Source organism: Oceanivirga salmonicida (assembly GCF_001517915.1).
In the GTDB taxonomy this organism is placed as follows: domain Bacteria; phylum Fusobacteriota; class Fusobacteriia; order Fusobacteriales; family Leptotrichiaceae; genus Oceanivirga; species Oceanivirga salmonicida.
The window spans coordinates 16,892-35,240 of record NZ_LOQI01000011.1 but is presented as its reverse complement, the minus strand read 5'-3'; the positions used below and the strand labels follow the sequence as shown (position 1 = coordinate 35,240).

19 protein-coding genes are annotated in these 18,349 nt (G+C 26.2%); 12 read left to right on the top strand and 7 right to left on the bottom strand.

The annotated features are described in order from the left end of the window. From AWT72_RS09615 to AWT72_RS02530, 3 genes are all read left to right on the top strand, one after another. The coding region (locus AWT72_RS09615) for a hypothetical protein (RefSeq protein WP_197407594.1) at positions 1–250 on the top strand (250 nt) is incomplete at its 5' end. A gap of 123 nt (positions 251–373) precedes the next feature. Then, positions 374–1,111 carry an acid phosphatase AphA gene (gene aphA, locus AWT72_RS02535; protein ID WP_067140322.1) on the top strand — a complete coding sequence of 246 codons (738 nt, stop codon included), beginning with the start codon at positions 374–376 and terminating at the stop codon, positions 1,109–1,111. A 29-nt stretch (positions 1,112–1,140) separates the two neighbouring features. Further along, on the top strand, positions 1,141–1,788 hold the full coding sequence (locus AWT72_RS02530) for a 2'-5' RNA ligase family protein (protein WP_197407593.1): 648 nt from the start codon (positions 1,141–1,143) through the stop codon (positions 1,786–1,788). A gap of 59 nt (positions 1,789–1,847) precedes the next feature. Here AWT72_RS02530 and AWT72_RS02525 read toward each other — a convergent pair whose 3' ends face one another. Further along, positions 1,848–2,717, bottom strand: coding sequence for an ROK family protein (locus AWT72_RS02525; RefSeq protein ID WP_067140317.1), 870 nt, complete (start codon positions 2,715–2,717; stop codon positions 1,848–1,850). 169 nt (positions 2,718–2,886) lie between these two features. On the opposite strand from AWT72_RS02525, the gene AWT72_RS02520 reads away from it, so the two are divergent. From AWT72_RS02520 to AWT72_RS02485, 8 genes are all read left to right on the top strand, one after another. Continuing rightward, the gene (locus AWT72_RS02520; RefSeq protein ID WP_231724041.1) at positions 2,887–4,398 is read left to right on the top strand and encodes an ATP-binding cassette domain-containing protein; all 1,512 of its coding nucleotides are present in this window, start codon (positions 2,887–2,889) and stop codon (positions 4,396–4,398) included. Positions 4,399–4,427: 29 nt separating this feature from the next. Further along, on the top strand, positions 4,428–5,633 hold the full coding sequence (locus AWT72_RS02515) for a sugar ABC transporter permease (protein ID WP_067140311.1): 1,206 nt from the start codon (positions 4,428–4,430) through the stop codon (positions 5,631–5,633). 69 nt (positions 5,634–5,702) lie between these two features. Beyond that, positions 5,703–6,776 (top strand): substrate-binding domain-containing protein, encoded by a 1,074-nt coding sequence (locus AWT72_RS02510; RefSeq protein ID WP_067140308.1) that lies wholly within the window; start codon positions 5,703–5,705, stop codon positions 6,774–6,776. A gap of 165 nt (positions 6,777–6,941) precedes the next feature. After that, complete coding sequence (locus AWT72_RS02505; protein WP_067140304.1) at positions 6,942–8,984, top strand: HD family phosphohydrolase; 2,043 nt, start codon at positions 6,942–6,944, stop codon at positions 8,982–8,984. A gap of 8 nt (positions 8,985–8,992) precedes the next feature. Further along, positions 8,993–9,454 (top strand): rRNA maturation RNase YbeY, encoded by a 462-nt coding sequence (gene ybeY / locus AWT72_RS02500; RefSeq protein WP_067140300.1) that lies wholly within the window; start codon positions 8,993–8,995, stop codon positions 9,452–9,454. Positions 9,455–9,459: 5 nt separating this feature from the next. Beyond that, complete coding sequence (locus tag AWT72_RS02495) at positions 9,460–9,720, top strand: ORF6N domain-containing protein (protein ID WP_067140297.1); 261 nt, start codon at positions 9,460–9,462, stop codon at positions 9,718–9,720. Positions 9,721–9,901: 181 nt separating this feature from the next. Continuing rightward, positions 9,902–10,834 (top strand): manganese-dependent inorganic pyrophosphatase, encoded by a 933-nt coding sequence (locus AWT72_RS02490; protein WP_067140294.1) that lies wholly within the window; start codon positions 9,902–9,904, stop codon positions 10,832–10,834. Beyond that, positions 10,827–12,080 (top strand): MFS transporter, encoded by a 1,254-nt coding sequence (locus AWT72_RS02485; RefSeq protein ID WP_197407592.1) that lies wholly within the window; start codon positions 10,827–10,829, stop codon positions 12,078–12,080. The genes AWT72_RS02490 and AWT72_RS02485 overlap by 8 nt, the downstream gene beginning before the upstream one ends. Before the next feature lie 66 nt (positions 12,081–12,146). On the opposite strand, the gene AWT72_RS02480 is transcribed toward AWT72_RS02485, so the two are convergent. From AWT72_RS02480 to AWT72_RS02455, 6 genes are all read right to left on the bottom strand, one after another. Next, on the bottom strand, positions 12,147–12,428 hold the full coding sequence (locus AWT72_RS02480) for an HU family DNA-binding protein (RefSeq protein ID WP_067140291.1): 282 nt from the start codon (positions 12,426–12,428) through the stop codon (positions 12,147–12,149). A gap of 26 nt (positions 12,429–12,454) precedes the next feature. After that, on the bottom strand, positions 12,455–12,655 hold the full coding sequence (locus tag AWT72_RS02475; protein WP_231501428.1) for a preprotein translocase subunit SecG: 201 nt from the start codon (positions 12,653–12,655) through the stop codon (positions 12,455–12,457). Positions 12,656–12,664: 9 nt separating this feature from the next. Next, positions 12,665–13,420 (bottom strand): triose-phosphate isomerase, encoded by a 756-nt coding sequence (tpiA, locus tag AWT72_RS02470; RefSeq protein WP_067140284.1) that lies wholly within the window; start codon positions 13,418–13,420, stop codon positions 12,665–12,667. Between the two features lie 79 nt (positions 13,421–13,499). Next, positions 13,500–14,300 carry a Cof-type HAD-IIB family hydrolase gene (locus tag AWT72_RS02465; RefSeq protein ID WP_067140282.1) on the bottom strand — a complete coding sequence of 267 codons (801 nt, stop codon included), beginning with the start codon at positions 14,298–14,300 and terminating at the stop codon, positions 13,500–13,502. 24 nt (positions 14,301–14,324) lie between these two features. Next, on the bottom strand, positions 14,325–15,158 hold the full coding sequence (locus AWT72_RS02460; protein ID WP_067140279.1) for a hypothetical protein: 834 nt from the start codon (positions 15,156–15,158) through the stop codon (positions 14,325–14,327). Positions 15,159–15,160: 2 nt separating this feature from the next. Beyond that, a complete protein-coding gene (locus tag AWT72_RS02455) occupies positions 15,161–16,432 on the bottom strand; it encodes a hemolysin family protein (RefSeq protein WP_231501429.1) in 1,272 nt (423 codons plus the stop codon). Between the two features lie 225 nt (positions 16,433–16,657). Here AWT72_RS02455 and AWT72_RS02450 point away from each other — a divergent pair. After that, positions 16,658–18,349, top strand: a 1,692-nt coding sequence (locus tag AWT72_RS02450; protein WP_156413068.1) for a GA module-containing protein, incomplete at its 3' end; no start/stop codon positions are given.

Below are 18,349 nucleotides of genomic sequence, written 5' to 3'. Positions count from 1 at the left end.
TTATAAGAATAGTAAATTTATACTAAATAGTCATATAGCTAAAAGAGATTTTAGTTTAGAGACAAAAGCAAAGTTAACTTATAAGATGCTATATTCAGAATTAGGTGTAAAGTATGATTACCCAAATAAGGTATACCCAGTAATAGGAGTAGGATTTAAAGAAAAATTTGATAAGGTTACAGTAGACGTATTTTTCACACATAAAGAACTTAAAAAGTTTTTATTTAATATAAATTTAAGACTGTTTTAATAAAATATTATATGAAATATAAAAAAACTCTCAGTGCAAGCTGTGAGTTTTTATTAAAATTTTAAGTTGTAAAAAAAAATATATAAGGTATACTTAACTATAAAGATAAAAGGAGTGGTTTTAATGAAAAAGGGATTTAAATTATTAATTTTAGCACTTATGTGTACAACAACTATTTCTATGGCTAAAGGACCAAAAGTAGCGTACACTAATCAAGGTTTTTACACAAATGCACCAGAGCAAGTGGCTGTAAATTTTGTATCAGTTGATGATATTAAAAAGAGTTTAGAAGGAAAGGCACCAATGACAGTAAGTTTTGATATAGATGATACATTATTATTTTCTAGTCAATATTTTCATTATGGATTTACATTTGGTAAAGAATTAGGATTTGGTTCTAATCCCCGTGAAGTTTTAAATTCTCAAAAATTCTGGGATTATGTAGCAGAACAAGAAGATAGAGAATCTATACCTAAAAAAGTTGCAAAGGAACTTATTAAAATGCATTTAGAAAGAGGAGACAAGATAGTATTTATAACTGGTAGAACTCCACATAGTAAGGCTAAAAATGGAATAGTTAATGGAACTTCTAAGGTTTTACAAAAATATTTTGAAATGCCTAAAGCTTCGCCTATATGGTATACTAGTGAAACAGTAAAAGGAAATTATAAATATGATAAGAGTTATTATATAAAGAAAGTAAATTCAAAAATACATTATGGAGATTCTGATAGTGATATTTTAGCAGCAATGGAAGTAGGAATAAGAGCTATAAGAGTACAAAGAGCATATAATTCAACTAATCCACAAAATTTAAATGGTGGTTATGGAGAAGAAGTTGTAATTAATTCGGCTTGGTAATTTTAATGTTCGGAAAGGGTAAATTAAGTATGAAAAAAATAATAATATTGTTAGTTTTAATATTATCTAACATAATGTATGCGAGTCAATATGATGTATTCGTTGATTTTGGAGATAAAGTAGATAAAAATGTGCAAAATATTTCACACTCATTAAAAGGAGTAGGAATTAATAGTCTTTATAGTCAAGGTTATGTTGTACATTTAACTCTATATTTAACAGAATATAAAGATAAGGATTTAGATAAAATAAAGGCAGTTGTTGATGAAATTGCTAAAGAAACTAAGCCATTTAAAGTTAATTTTTATGGTATGCATGCTACAAAAGGACATTGGTTAATGATAGATGCTACTAAATCACCTGAATTACAAAAATTAAGTGATAAAGTGGTTAATAAACTATTAAGTGTTCGTGATACTAGTGCAAAAGTGCCAGATTGGGCTAAAAATATACCTGCAAAGGCAGCATCATTTGAAAAGTATGGCTCACCTAATGTATATGAAAATTTTGACCCACATATTACATTAACTACACCAGCTGATAAAGTTGGATTAAGTCAATTTTTTAGAAATTATCCATTCGAGGAATTTTCTGATAAAATAGTAGGAATAGGAATAACTAAAGCAGATTCTTTGGGACAATCTAAGGAAATAATATATTATAAGAAACTTAAATAATTATAATAATAAAGAAAGAACCGAGTTCTGAATTTTAAAATTCTACTCGGTCCTTTTATTTAATTATTATCTATAAGAGCAAGAGCAAGTGATCCATAAAAACCAGTAAAATCACCAAGTTTTGGGAAAACTATATAGTCTTGTATATTTTCTGTTATTTTCTTATTATCAACATATCCATTTAATTTTTCTAAAACCTTTTTTTGAATTTTAGTAAATAGATGCTTTTGTTTCATAACACCTCCACCTAAAATTATCTTTTCAGGAGATAAAATTAAGATATATGATACTATTGCTTCGGCTAAATGATTTGCTACTTCATTCCAAACGGGATTATCTTCTAGGATTAGGTTACCCTTTATACCAGTTCTTTTTTCAATTGCAGGTCCTGATGCTAAACCTTCAAGACAGTCTCCGTGATATGGACATATTCCTTTAAAATCTATTTCTTTTTTTACAAATATATGACCCATTTCAGGAAGAGTTAAGCCCTTATGTATCCTATTATTAATTATAGCACCGCCGCCTATACCTGTACCTATAGTTAAGTATAAAGCATTATTTAGTCCAACGGCACTTCCCCAAGTTTTCTCTGCTAAAACAGCAGCATTAACATCAGAGTCAAAGTTAATAGGCACATTAAAATGTTTTTTTATTTCACCTAAAATATTAGTGTTAGCCCAACCTGGTTTTGGAGTAGTTGTAATATAACCATAGGTACTAGAATTTTTATCTATATCTATTGGTCCAAATGATGCTAGTCCCATTGAAGTAAAATCTTTATCTTTAAAATATCTTATAATTTCATTTATAGTTTCTTCTGGTGTTGTAGTAGGTATTGAAATTCTATCAATTATTTCACCATTTTCATATCCTATACCACAATTAATTTTTGTTCCACCAGCTTCAATTCCTGCTATTATTCTCATAATATCACATCCTTTAATTAATATATACATATTTTACAATAAATAAAATAAAAATGAAAGTAAAAAAAATTGACAAATTTAAGAAATAAAGTATACTCTATTAGGGTTTAGAATAAAATTAAAAAAAATATTAGAAAGGTTATTTATGAGTCAACAACCAATTTTAGAGATGAAAGATATAACAAAAACATTTCCTGGTGTTAAAGCATTAGATAATGTAAATATGCAAGTTAAAAAAGGTACTATTTTTTCAATTTGCGGTGAAAATGGAGCTGGTAAATCTACACTTATGAAGGTTTTATCAGGAGTATATCCATATGGTACATATACTGGAAATATATTTTTTGATGGTCATGAAGTTAAATTTTCAAATATAAAAGAATCAGAGAAAGCTGGAATAGTAATTATTCATCAAGAGTTAGCATTAATTCCAGAATTATCAGTAAAAGAAAATATATTTCTTGGAAATGAAAAACTTAAATATGGATTAATAGATTGGGATTATCAAAAAAGAAAAACGATAGAATTACTAAAAAGAGTAAGACTTGATATAAATCCAGATACACCTATAAATCATTTAGGTGTTGGGCAACAACAATTAGTAGAAATTGCAAAAGCATTGTCTAAAAATGTTAAATTACTTATTTTAGATGAGCCAACTTCTGCACTTAATGAAGATGATTCTGCTAATTTACTTGATTTGATGAGAGAACTTCGTAAAGAAGGCATTACATGTATTATGATTTCTCATAAATTAAATGAAATTGCTGAAATATCAGATGAAGTTATAGTTATAAGAGATGGTAAAACAGTAAAAACTTATTCCATAGTTGATGGAATGATAGATGAAGAAGTTATTATTCAAGCAATGGTAGGTAGAACATTAGAAAATAGATATCCAGAACATGTAAGTAATCCTGGTGAAGTAATATTTGAGGTTGAAAATTGGAACGTCGAAGATCCTAATAATCCAGGCAGACTATTATGTAAAAATTCTAAATTTAATGTAAGAGCTGGAGAAATAGTAGGATTTGCTGGACTAATGGGTTCAGGGAGAACAGAACTTATGAGATCTTTATTTGGTAGAAATTATGGTGTTTTTAGAAATGGTATAATAAAAATCAAAGGAAAAGAAGTTGAATTAAGATCTGTTGATTCAGCCATTAAACATGGTATAGCTTATGTTTCAGAAGATAGAAAAAATTTAGGGCTTAATTTATTAGACAGTATTAAAAAAACTATCTCTTCTGCAAATTTAGATGGTATAAAGAAAAAATATTTGCTAGATTTAGAAAAAGAGATTGATATTGCTAATGAATATAGAAATTCTATAGGTATAAAATCAGCAGGAGTGGAATATGGAATTACAACCCTTTCAGGTGGAAATCAGCAAAAAGTAGTTTTAGGGAAATGGATGTTTACAAATCCTGATATTTTAATATTAGATGAGCCTACACGTGGAATAGATGTAGGAGCTAAATATGAAATTTACAAACTAATTCATGAATTAGCTGATAATGGTAAAGCAGTTATAGTTATTTCATCTGAATTACCTGAATTGATAGGTATTACAGATAGAATATATACAATATTTGAAGGTGAAATAACAAGTATGATAGATAAAAAAGATGCAACACAAGAAAATCTTATGAAAATGATGACTAGTTCATCAAAACGATAACAAATAAAATACAGATAAAAGGTGATGAAATGAAAAATATAAAAAAAGTTTTAGGAGATAGATTACAAGATTTTACTATGGTTTTAGCTTTAATAGCTCTTACAATAGTATTTAATATTATAACTGATGGAAGAGTTGTTACTTCTTCAAATTTTCAAAATTTGATATCAGGTAATGCTTATGTCATGATTCTTAGTATAGGAATGATGATGGTTATTGTAATTGGACAAATTGATCTTTCAGTTGGTTCAGTTGCTGCTTTTTCGGCTATGGTTATGGCTATAGTAGTTAGAGATTACGGAATTAGTTGGTGGTTAGGTATTTTAATAAGTCTTATAGTAGGGACTTTAATAGGTGCATGGCAAGGTTTTTGGGTGGCTAAATTAAATATACCAGGATTTATAACTACATTAGGTGGTATGATGATTTTTAGGGGTGCAGTTATATGGATTTCAAAATCAATATCAATTCCAGTTCCAAAAGAATTAAGATTTTTTGGTTCAGGTTATTTACCTGAATGGGGACCTAGTACAGGTATAAATAATTCAACATTATTATTAGGTGTAATTGCAATGTTACTATATGTATATTTTCAAATGAAAAAATATAATAAATTGAAAAAAGATGGCGAAGAATTATGGCCATATATAGCAAGAATTGTATTAGCATTTATTGTAATAGGATTCTTTACATGGATATTTGGGTCAGGGCGTGTAGGAACTTCATTCCCAATTCCTGGAGTAATTTTGGTTATTCTAGTTATCATATATCATACTATTACACAAAAAACGAAATTTGGTAGACATATATATGCTGTTGGTGGTAATAAAAATGCAGCAGCACTATCAGGTGTTAATGTTGATAGAACATATTTTTATACAATGCTTAATATGTCATTTCTTGCAGCATTAGCAGGTGTATTATTTGTTGGTCGTTCAACTTCTGCTGGACCATCAGATGGTATTGGTTGGGAGTTAGATGCTATTGCATCAGTATTTATAGGTGGAGCCGCAGTTTCTGGTGGAGTAGGAACAATTATTGCCACAATGGTAGGTGGTATGGTTATGATAGTTCTTAATAACGGATTAACACTTATGGGTGTAGGTTCAGACCGTACACAAGTAATAAAAGGTATGGTTCTTTTAGCAGCGGTAGCATTTGATGTATATAATAAAGAAAAAGGGAAAATATCAATTATAGGAAGATTATTCCCATCAAAGTCAAAAACAAAATAAATTAATTTGTTTTAAATTTAAAACTAAAGTTTTTTAGTGTTAATATATAAAAAAAAATAGGAGGAGAATATGAGAGAAAATTTAAAGAAAGTTATTTCGTTAATGATAGGATTATTAATGATGTTTTCAGTAGTATCTTGTGGATCAAGAGATTCAGGAGAAGCAGAAAAAACAGATAAAGTTGTTGTAGGGGTAGCATTACCTTGGTTAGGAACACAAAACTGGACAGAAGCAGATGCATTATTTAAATCTAAATTAGAAGAAGCAGGCTACGAAGCTATTGTTCAACACGCTGATAATAAAGTTGTTAATCAACAACAACAAATTGAAGCAATGATTGAAAGAGGAGCAAAAATTTTAGTTATTGCACCAGTTGATGGTTCACAACTAGGATCTGTATTAGAAAAAGCAGCAGCTAGTGGTGTTAAGGTTATAGGTTATGATAGACTTATTGAAAATACAGCTGCAGTAGATGCTGTTGTACAATTTGATAGTATTGAAACTGGGGTTCAACAAGGTAACGCATTATTAGCTGGGTTAAAAGCTCAAAAAGGAGAAGGCCCTTATAATATAGAATTATTTGGTGGTGGACCTGCTGATCCGAATGCACCTAATTTCTTTGAAGGAGCTATGAAAGTATTAAAACCTGAAATAGATAAGGGTAATTTAGTAGTAGTTTCAGGGCAATTAGAATTTACACAAGCAGCAACTCCGGACTGGGATAATGCTCAAGCACAAAAAAGAATGGATACACTATTATCAGGATTCTATTCAGATAAAGAAATTCATGGTGTTTTAGCTCCTAATGATGGTATAGCTCGTGCTATAATAACAGCAGCTGAAACAGCTAATCAAAAAACACCTGTAACATCAGGTCTTGATGCTGAAAATGAAACAGTTAAATGGATTTGGGAAGGTAAACAATATTCAACTATTGCTAAACCAACTGAAACATTAGTAGGAAAAACATTAGAATTAATTAGTGCTATTAATGAAGGTAAAGATTTACCAGAAGCAAATGTTAAAACAAATAATGGTGTTAAAGATGTTTCAGTATATGCATTACCACCAGTTGTAGTAACAAAAGATAATATTAAAGAAGTATTTGCAAATGATCCAGCTCGTTTAGAATTATTAAAATAAATAGTTGGAAAGCATAAAAATTTTAATTAAATAAGTTGAATTAGAATATATTATAAAAAGTTATAAAAATTTAAAAGTGTTAAATGATAAATTTAACACTTTTTATTTAAAATATGCTATAATATTATAGAATATATTTTAAGAGGTTAAATAAGAGGTTAAGAAATGAAGATAAAAATATTTAAAAAAGTTTTTGAAATAAATATAAAATTAATGGATAACTCAATAAATACAGTAAGAAAAGAGAATAACCATTATCAGCATAGAATGTTTTTCTTGCTGTTAGTTTTTATAATTTTTTCAGCAATAAATTTATATAGAGTAAATTCGAATTTAAATTATGGAATAGGGACTATTTTACCAAAAGATATTATAGCATATAAAAAAGTGGTATATAAAAAAGATATTTTAGATAAAGAATTAGAAAATAAAATATATAGAAATACTACACCTGAATATGATAATAATGCTGAGATAGCCCAAGAACAAATTAAAAAATTTAATAACTTTTTACAAGCAATATCTAAATTAGATGGAAATAATGAAAAGAAATTAAAAGAATTTATAGAAAATGAAAGGCTAGATTTAAGTATGCTAGATTTGAAATATTTTTTAGAAGAGCAAAATTTAGAATATTATGTAACTCTAGTAAAAAATTTAACTGATATATATGAAAAAGGTGTAAAAAATAAATATAAAATAAATAATTTATTAGAAGAAAATAATCTTGAATTAAAAGAATTTGAGATAAATATAATTAGAAATTTCATAAAGCCTAATTTAACAGTTAATAAAGAAAAAACAGAAGAAAAAATATTTGAAAATATACAAGCATTAAAAAATAATATAAGAACTATAAATAAAGGTGATGTATTAGGTAAAAAAGGTGATGTAGTAAATGCTGATATGTATGATAAAATTGTAAGACTGGGATTAAGAGCAGAAAATAGAACTCTAAGTATGTTTTTCAATTTTGTTTTCATGATAGTTATATCAATTATTTTCTATAATATAGGTAAAAAGAGTATGAAGAATGGAGTTAATTCAAGAGGATTTTATCCGACTTTTATTATCTTTATATTCATAAATTTATTATACCAGTTAATACTTGGGAAATCTGAAATATTATTATTCTTAATACCATTTGCAACAGTATCAATAATATCAAATATTTTAACAAAAGATAAAATATTTTCTATAGGTGTATCTTTATTAACTAATATACTATTAGCACCTAATTTAGAATGGTTTTTTGTATTAACAATACTTTCAATTATAGCAATAACTAATAATGAAAAATTAACTAATAGAATTGAATTGGTAAAAAATGGATTTAAATTAGGAGCAATACAAGCTTTATTTACAATAGTTTGGAGTGCAATATATAATTATGATATTAGCTTTTTTATAGTAATATTCATATTCTCGTTGATATCTGGATTTTTAACAGGTATGATATGTCTTGGAATTATGCCATACTTTGAAAATACATTTAGTATATTAACAGAAATAAAATTATTAGAAATAGGGGATTATTCTTTCCCATTACTTAAAAGATTATTATTAGAAGCTCCAGGAACTTTTTATCATAGTATAATGGTTGGAGCATTAGCAGAGCAAGCCGCAGAAGCAATAGGAGCAAATCCAACATTAGCTAGGGTTGGAGCATATTACCATGATATAGGAAAGCTTAAAAGACCAGTATATTTTGTTGAAAATCAAGGTGGACTTGGTAATTTACATGATGATTTAAAACCATCATTAAGTTCTGTAATACTTACATCGCATCCAAAAGATGGTGTAATACTTGCTAAACAATATGGTTTACCTGATGAAATAATAAATATTATAATAGAGCATCATGGAACAACTATGGTACAATACTTTTATTATAAAGCAGTAGAAATAGGAGAAAAAGTAAGTGAAGTAGATTTTAGATATACAGGACCAAAACCTAGTTCAAAAGAATCTGCAATAGTAATGTTGGCAGATACAGTAGAAGCAGCAGTAAGAGCATCAAAAGATAAATCAAAAGATGGTATTGAAAATACTATAAGATATTTGATAAAATATAAAATAGATGATAATCAATTAACTAATTGTGATATAAATTTAAGAGATATTGATAAGATAGTTAATGCTTTCTTAACTGTATTAAAAGCAGCATATCATGAAAGAATACAATATCCAAAAATAAATAAAAAATAGGAGAATTTATGGTAGAAATAGATATTACTTATGATATAGAAAATATAGAAGAATATTTTGATGAAGAAAAAATAAAGACTTATGTTGAGCATATATTACAAAATGAAAAAGAGAATTATGATGAAAAATCATTTTATGTTTCATTTTTAATAACTAATAATGAAGTTATACATAAGATAAATAAAGAATATAGAAATATGGACAAACCAACAGATGTGATATCGTTTGCATATAATGAGACAGAAAATGAAGGACCAGTTGAAGTTATAGGAGATATAATAATATCAATAGATAAAGTAAAAGAACAAGCCAAAGAATTTGGACACGGAGATAAAAGAGAGTTTTACTATTTATTAACTCATGGTATGTTACATATATTAGGTTATGACCATATGATAGATAATGAAAAAGAAGTGATGAGAGCAAAAGAAGAAAAATATTTAAATGATTTTGGCTATGAAAGAGTATAAAAAATATGGAAAATAATTTAGTCGATTTAAATTTTAATAATATAAAAGATTTAATTTATACAATCAGGGGTAAACAAGTAATGCTTGATAGAGATTTGGCATTACTTTATCAAGTGCAAACTAAAAGGCTTAATGAACAAGTTAAAAGAAACATAGAAAGATTTCCAAAAGAATTTCGTTTTCAATTAAGTGATGAAGAAACAACTGAACTGGTCGCAAATTGCGACCACAAGTTTAGATGGAAATCATGGATGAAAACATCATGATAGGTTCATAATACTTGATAATAAAAAGTGTTATCATATAGGAGCGTCACTTAAAGATGCTGGAAATAAAAGTTTTGCACTGTCTAAAATGCAAAATGAAAATACAGTAAAAGAAATTTTAGAAAAATTACAATAGATAGTTAAATTTATAAATAATTATAAAAAAAATAGGAGGAATATAATGGAAGAAATTTTAGTTTATGGGCATAGAAATCCAGATTCAGATGCAATATGTACGGCAATAGCATATGCTGAACTAAGAAACATGTTAGTTAAAGATCAAAAGGCAGTAGCAGTTAGAATAGGGGAACTTAATGAAGAAACAAAGTATGCTTTAACGTTCTTTGATGTAAAATCTCCTGAGTATGTTGCAGATGTTTCAGGTAGAAAGATAATAATGGTTGATCATAATGAAAGAACACAAACAGCAGATGGTTTTGAAAATGCAAAGGTTTTAGAATTAATAGATCATCATAGAATCGCTAATTTTAAAACAGATGAACCTTTAAAGGTTAGAGTAGAACCTTATGGTTGTACCTCTACTATAGTTTGTGAAATGTATCAAGAAAAAAATATAGTTCCAACTAAAAAAATGGCTGGAATGATGCTTAGTGCAATAGTTTCAGATACTTTATTATTTAAATCACCAACTTGTACACCTAATGATATAGCAGCATGTAAATACTTAGCACCTATTGCAGAAGTAGATTTAAATGCTTATGGTATGGACATGTTAAAAGCAGGAACTAATTTAAGTTCAAAAACAGAATATGAAATTTTAAATATGGATATGAAAGTTTTTGAATTAGAAAAAGGAAGATTTGGAATAGCACAAGTTAATACAGTAAATGAAAATGAATTAGCTGCTAAAAAAGAAATATTTTTAGTTGAAATAGAAAAAATGTTAAAAGAATTAAATCTTGAAGGATTTATGTTTGTAATAACTAATATTTTAACTAATAATTCAGAAGCAATAGTTAGTGGAAATAAGGTAGAAATAATAGAAAAAGCATTTGATACAAAGGCAATTAATAATCAATTTTCATTACCAGGTATAGTTTCAAGAAAAAAACAAATAGTACCACCTTTAACAAGGGCAGCAAGTAATGATTAAAATAATATTTTCGCTTATAATGATAGTTGTTATAATTATTATAGCAGTAATATTATCAATTAAATATAAATTAAATAAAAATCAAAAAATAATATTTTGTATACTAGTCCTATTTTGGACTAGTATAAGTGTTATAAGAGCATATAGAAAAGTTTATGCAGCAAGCCCCATAGAGTATGGTGGATTAGGCTTATCAGCAATGGTAGCAGCACAAATAACATCAGCATATGGATTAATAAGTTTTTTAATCCGTATGCCCGTATTTTTTTTGACAGATATATTAGGTAATAGAAAAATATTTATACAATTTGCAGTTATATTTATATCAATAACTTCGTTATTTGTAGTCTTTAGACCTAGTGTAAATACATTATACTTGTCATCGCTTGCTATGGGAGTAAGTGCTTCTATGATTGCTATATTTAATGTTATGTTTTCTGAAACATTTAATAAAGAAGACGCTGCAGTTAGTGCTTCTATACTTGCAATAGCACCGCTTTTAGCAGAATTTTTTGCAGCTCCTTTACAATATTTAGGAACTTATGCTGAATATAAGAATTATTATATATTATGGATTATATCTGCTATTATAGGTATAATTACTTTTATACTTACATTTTTTATGATAGAGATTAAAAGTATTTCCAAATTTAATAAAGAAAAAGTAAAAAAAGTAATAACTAATAGAAAATTTTTGATTACTTGTATAGTTGGAGTAGTAGTATCATTTATTAAATTTTCAACTAGTGGTGCTAATATGATATATTATGCAAAAAGTCAGCTTGCTATGCCATCAATTATGTTAGCATATCTTGACACCATATTTGCAACACCACAACTTATTGCAAGTGTTTTAGTGGGTACATATTTTAAAAATAAATTTGGTATAGAAAAGACACTTTTATTTAGTCTTTCATCACTTATGATATTTTACCTATTAATATTATTCACTAATGATTATAGAATTGCATTTATAGCCTATGCATTTAATGGTTTAGGTTATGGTGGAACATATATTTCATTAATATCTATGGCAATGCAATATTTTAATAAGGAAGATAGAAATATTAGTATGGGTATATTTCAAGGCTTTTTTGCTTTTGGAATATTCTTTGGAGATAGAATCTATGTAACTTTATCTAAACGATTATTAGTTACACCAAAGGCTATATTTATGATAGTAGCAATAGTAGCAGGCTTTAGTATGTTAATGGTAATATCTGGTATGTATTTGAAAAAAAAGTAAAACAAATTAAAATTATGTATAAAAAAAAACGAGATAGTTTAACTATCTCACTTTTTATTTAATCACTTATTTTTTAGCAGCAATTGCATCAGCTAATTTTTTACCAGCTTTGAATTTAAGAACTCTTTTTGCAGGTATTTTGATAGATTGTCCAGTTTTAGGATTTCTACCCATTCTAGCTTCTTTTTTTCTAGTAGAGAATGCTCCCCATCCAACGAATTGAACTTCTTTACCTTTTAATAAACTTTCTTCTACTAATTTTAAGAAATCATTTACTAATTCTTCTGATCTCTTTTTACTTTCCCCTGATTTTAAAGCATATGCTTCAACAAATTCTTTTTTTGACATTTCAAAAACCTCCTATATTTTTTTATTTATCTAATAATATTATAAATAACTGCTGTTACTAAGAATAGTATTACTACATATTCCGTGAATTTTTCTATACCATCTTTTTCTTGGTCAAGTATAGCTTCTGTCTTAGCGACAGTTTGACTTCTATCTGGTTGTAATAGTATTACAGTAACTAAAATTACTGAAAGTAACACCATGACAACTACAAGTAAATTTTCCATAATAACCTCCTAATTTTTGCCTGCTTCAATTAATTTAATAAATGAAGAAGGATCAAGGCTAGCACCACCTATAAGACCACCATCTATATCTTTTTGATCTAATAAAGATACAACATTTTCAGGTTTCATAGATCCACCATATTGAATAGTTATTTCATTTGCTATTTCATTAGAGTATAAGTCAGATAACAATTGTCTAATAAACGCATGTACTTCTTGTGCCATTTCAGGAGTTGCAGTTTTACCTGTTCCTATTGCCCAAACTGGCTCATATGCTATTATAACATTTTGTATACCTTTTTCACATACTCCTAATAATCCCTTGATTAATTGAGTTTTAACTACTTCATTAGTTAAACCATTTTCTCTATCTTCTAGTTTTTCCCCTATACATAATATAGGTTTTAATCCATTATTTATTGCTGATTTAACTTTTTCGTTTATTATTTTATCGCACTCTTTATAATATTCTCTTCTTTCAGAATGCCCAAGTATAACATATTCTATACCTAAATCTTTTAGCATTAACGGAGATATTTCTCCAGTATATGCACCAGATAAATTAGCATTCATATTTTGAGCCGCTATTTTAATTATTGTTCCGTTAGTAATTTCAGAAGCAACTTGTAATGAAGTAGTAGGTACTCCGACAATTACATTTGCATTTATGTTTTTAACTAATGGTAATAATTCGTTAAAAAATATTTTTGTTTCACTAACTGTTTTATTCATTTTCCAGTTTCCGGCTATAATAGTCTTTCTCATTTTCTTATTTCCTCCGTTTATTTCAACATAATATAAGGTGATTTTAACATATTTTTATAACAATTGCAATAAAAATGAACTATAAAACATATTTTTTGATAATATCTTCTAAAATATGCTCATTATTATTTTTGGAAATATAGTTAGAAATAGCCTTTATATCTTTAACTGCATTGTCTGCTGCAATGGCTAGACCTGCTGATTTTAAAAGCTCTATGTCATTATATGAATCTCCACAAGCAATTATATTTTTTTGTTTTATGCCTAATATATTACCTAATTGTAATAAAGAATTTCCTTTATTAACATTTTTATGTAGAACTTCTAAAAAGTGCGGGTCAGATAATGTAGTAAAAAATCTATTATTATCTTTTTCTTGTAAATATAAAAGTAATTCTTTTGTTTTATCAGTGTCTCCTATAAACATACATTTACCAACAGTGTCTACTTTTATTTCATCTATATTATCAAAAATTTTAATAGGAAAACCTGTTATTTTTGATTCTATATCTACATATTCATGGTGTTTAGTAGAATAAAGTATTTTATCTATATATGTAACTACTGCTATGTCAAATTTTTTAGAAATTTCTAATAAATATTCTATATCTTGTTTAGTTAAAGGCTGTGAAAATACAATATCATTTGTTTTACAATTTATAATTTTAGAACCATTATATGATAAAATATAACCACCAAATTTGTCCATTTGTAGTTCTTTTGCAAATGGTATCATGGCTTCATCAATTCTACCACTGGCTAAGACAAATGTAACTCCATTTTCTTGTGCTTTAATAATACTTTCTTTATTTTCTTTGCTTATTTTTTTATCAGATGTCAGTAAAGTACCATCCATATCTGTTGCAATTAATTTATACATTTATTTTGTCTCCTTTTTTTGTTTTTAATTTTCCCATTCATCTAATTCAATAATTTCAAGAATAGATTGCTTACTTAATTTTTTTTCATTATAATCATTATCATTTAAAAATCTAATATCAATTAGCATATTTCCAACCAGATGCTTAGAATTTTTTTTATCTATAATGTTACAGCATACAAAAGGTGCATCTTCAACTGTTATTATATCATTATAATCAACGTAATATTTTGAATTATTAAATATTTCAGGTGTAGTTATGCCTATTATAATATCGATTTCATAAAATTTAGTAGAATAACCTTTGTCATTTGTATTATTATTTGTGTTTTCATTTATATTATAGTCATTATCATAATACATTAATTTTTCCATTGCAGAAAATAAAGATGAGTAATAAAATCTTATAGTTGGTCTTGTCCCTTTTTTTATATAAGGAGACCAATTTTTCATTTCTTTAGTTCTTTCTTTTATGGAATAATGCATACAAATTTTTTCTATTGGGGTTTTTAGTATACAAAACCCAGATTCTATTGTTAATTTAAATTGTCCTTTATTAATCATTATTTCTCTATCTTTGTAATATAGGATTGCGTGATTTTCATATAGTTTAAGTGTCGCTTGTTCATCTTTTTTTCTCCACCATAAATAAGTAATTATAGCAGGAGTAAACATAAAAACAGGTATAGACCCAAATATGACATATATTGCATACTTGGGGTGTGCATCAAAATATGATATATATTCTAATCCATTTATTATAAATATGTCTAAGAAAAGTCCAGCAAATACTGCTAAAACAAGAATTAACTGAAATATTCTATGTGAATATTTATTATAGCGAAACTTAATTTCCATAATTAATCACCTTTTATAATTAATATAGTTTCAATCTTTTTGTTCTTTATTTTTTGTACCCTAAGTGTTAAATTATCAATTATAATATCATCAATTTTTTGATTGTCATTAGGAATAAATCCTATTTTTTCTATAATAAATCCTGCAATAGAATCATAATGTTCAGATTCTAAATCAGTTTCAAAGAAATCGTTTAAATCATGTAAAGATAATTCTCCATTTATTAAATATTTTGATTTTGAAATTTCTGAAATATCATAAACTTCTTTATCATATTCATCATTAATTTCTCCAACTATTTCTTCTAATAAATCTTCAAGTGTTACTATACCTGATACTCCACCATATTCATCTATTAGGATTGCTATATGATTATTTTCATTTTTCATTTCTAAGAATAAGGCACTAATTTTTTTAGTGTCAGGCACATAATATGCTTCTTTCATTATATCTGTAACTAATATATTGTGTTCTTTTAAAATTAATAAGTCTTTGATATGTAATATACCTATAACATTATCTAAATCATTGTCATATACTGGAACTCTTGAATACCTTGTTATATTATCTAACTTTAAAACTTCTTCAATTGTAAGTTCTTTTGATATAGCAAATACACTAGGTCTAGGTATCATAATTTCTCTTGCTAATTTTTCATCAAATTCTATAACATTTTCTAGAATTTCTTTTTCTGACTCTTTTAAATCCCCAGTATGTAATAATGCTAACATTTCTTCACGAGAAAGATCTTCCGATTCTTTTTTCCCACTTAATCCTAACAAGAATAATACTGCATTAGTTGAAGCAGTAAGTATGAAAATTAATGGTGTAAATATTTTTGAAATCATATTTAAAATGTTTACAACAGCCAATGAAATTTTTAGCGGATTTTGTAAACCTATTCTTTTAGGAACTAATTCTCCAAAGACTAATGTTATGTATGATAATAATAATGTTATTAAGAATATTGATATTTGACTAGTATACGGGAAATTAAATTTAATTAATAAAAATTCTAACTTTTGCGAAATGCTGACAGCAGCCGAAGCAGATGCAAAAAATCCTGCAAGAGTTATTGCAACTTGTATAGTTGATAACATTTTACTAGGTGCATTTATTAATTCTTTTAATTTTATAGCTTTTTTATTTCCTTCTTCTATTAAAGGAGTTAATTTATTCTTGTTCACTGAAATTATGGCAATCTCTGAGCAAGAAAAAAAAGCATTTATTAATACTAATATAATTATTAAAATAATCTGTGGTAAAATTTCCAAAATTTATTCCTCCAATTTTTGTTTTTCTAAATTTTATCATAAATATTAAATTTTGACTATTGTTTTTTATAAAATACTATTGTAAATAATATATATTTTAAGTTGACTAAGATATTAAATATATGATACTATATGTCATTAATACTGAGAATTATACGGAAAAACTTAATAAAATCAATGAAAGGAGGCGTGTGTTGTAGATTATTCTACAACATGAAATAAGAGATGGTAAAAAAAATTTTAGTTAAATTATTTATTACACTATCACTATTTACTAGTGGGCTTATTATGGCAAAAGACAAATTAACTGAAAGAGGAGTTAATTTTGATGAAGTAGAATACAAAGTAGTGGATGATGAAAAAGAGAAAACTAAAGCGAAAATACATGAAATTAAAATGTTTATAACTGATAAAAAAGATGCTATAAATAATACAGAAAAATCTAGTTTAGAAACTAAAATTAGTGAATTAGAAACTAAATTAGATAACCCCAGTATAACTGCTTCTGATTTGAAAAATCTTACAAATAATTTAGAGAATGAATTTAATAAAGTTAAACCTATTGTAGAAAAAAGAGCAAAATATTTACCTGAAATAAATAAAAGTGTAAGTTTAAATGAAAAACAAAAAGCAACATTGATAAAAAGATTGCTTACTAAAACTACTGTTGATGAAATTGAAGCATTTAATATTAATGATATAAATAACTTGATAAATTCTATGAAAGAACTAAAAGAAGAAATAGAAAGTTTAAAAGATTCTGATTTTAAAACAGGTTTAGATGCAAAAGATATAAAAAAATTAGATGAAAAAATATCTGAAATTGAAAACAAGATAGAAAATGTAGATTTAAATATATTACAAATACAAGGGCACTCAGAAAATTTATCATTATTAGAACAACAACTAATAGCAATTAAAGAAATTTTGACAAAAAATAATTTATCTACTGGTCAAAAAGATAGTTTAAGATTTAGAATAAATAGTCTTAATAGTTTAGATGATTTAGATAATAAGATAAAATTAATTAATGATTTAGCAAATGAATTAAATGAAAAAATGCCTAAATTAAAAGAAGCGAAAGAAAAATTAGATAAGTTTATTAATGAAAATTCATCTACTTTATCAAATGGTGAAAAAACTAAATTAGAAGCATTAAAAACAAAAATAGAAAATAGAATTGGGGTAATATTAGATATTGCAGAATTAACTAATTTAATTATAGAAGTAGATATAGAAATAGATAATGTTGTATCATTTGATAAACTTAAAGAAAATACGATAAAATCAATTAAAAATGATTTTTCAAATCTAAGTAATAAACAAAAAGAAATGTTAGAAAATAAGGCAAATAGTTTTACAAAAAAAGATGAATTATTAACTTTTAAAGAAAATGCTTCTAAACTTAATGCTGAAATGGAAAAATTATTTGATAAAGTTGCAGAAGTTGAAAAAAGTTCAGTTTTTAATAATAACAATGAATTAAAAACTTTATTAGACAAGTCTAAAAATAACTTAGAAACAATTGAAGTGTCTGAAATTACTAAATTAATAAATGATATAGATACTAAATTTAAAGAAGTTAAAGATAAGGCTAATTTGATAGAGAACAAAAATAAGGTAAAAGATGAAATTGATAAGTTAACTTCTTTATCTAATGAGCAAAAACAAAAATATAAAGATGAAATTGATAAAGCAGAAACTAATAAAGATAAGGCTAATGATATAAAACAAGAAGCAGTTAAACTTAATAATGAAATTAAAAAATTAGATGATAAAATTAAGGAACTTGAAAAATTTGTTTCAGATAATGCCAATTTAGAGCAAGCTAAAAAAGATGAAGCAAATACTCTAATTGCTAGAATAAATACTGAAAAAGTAAAAAAAGAATTAAAGCATGATAAGGTTTCTGATTTA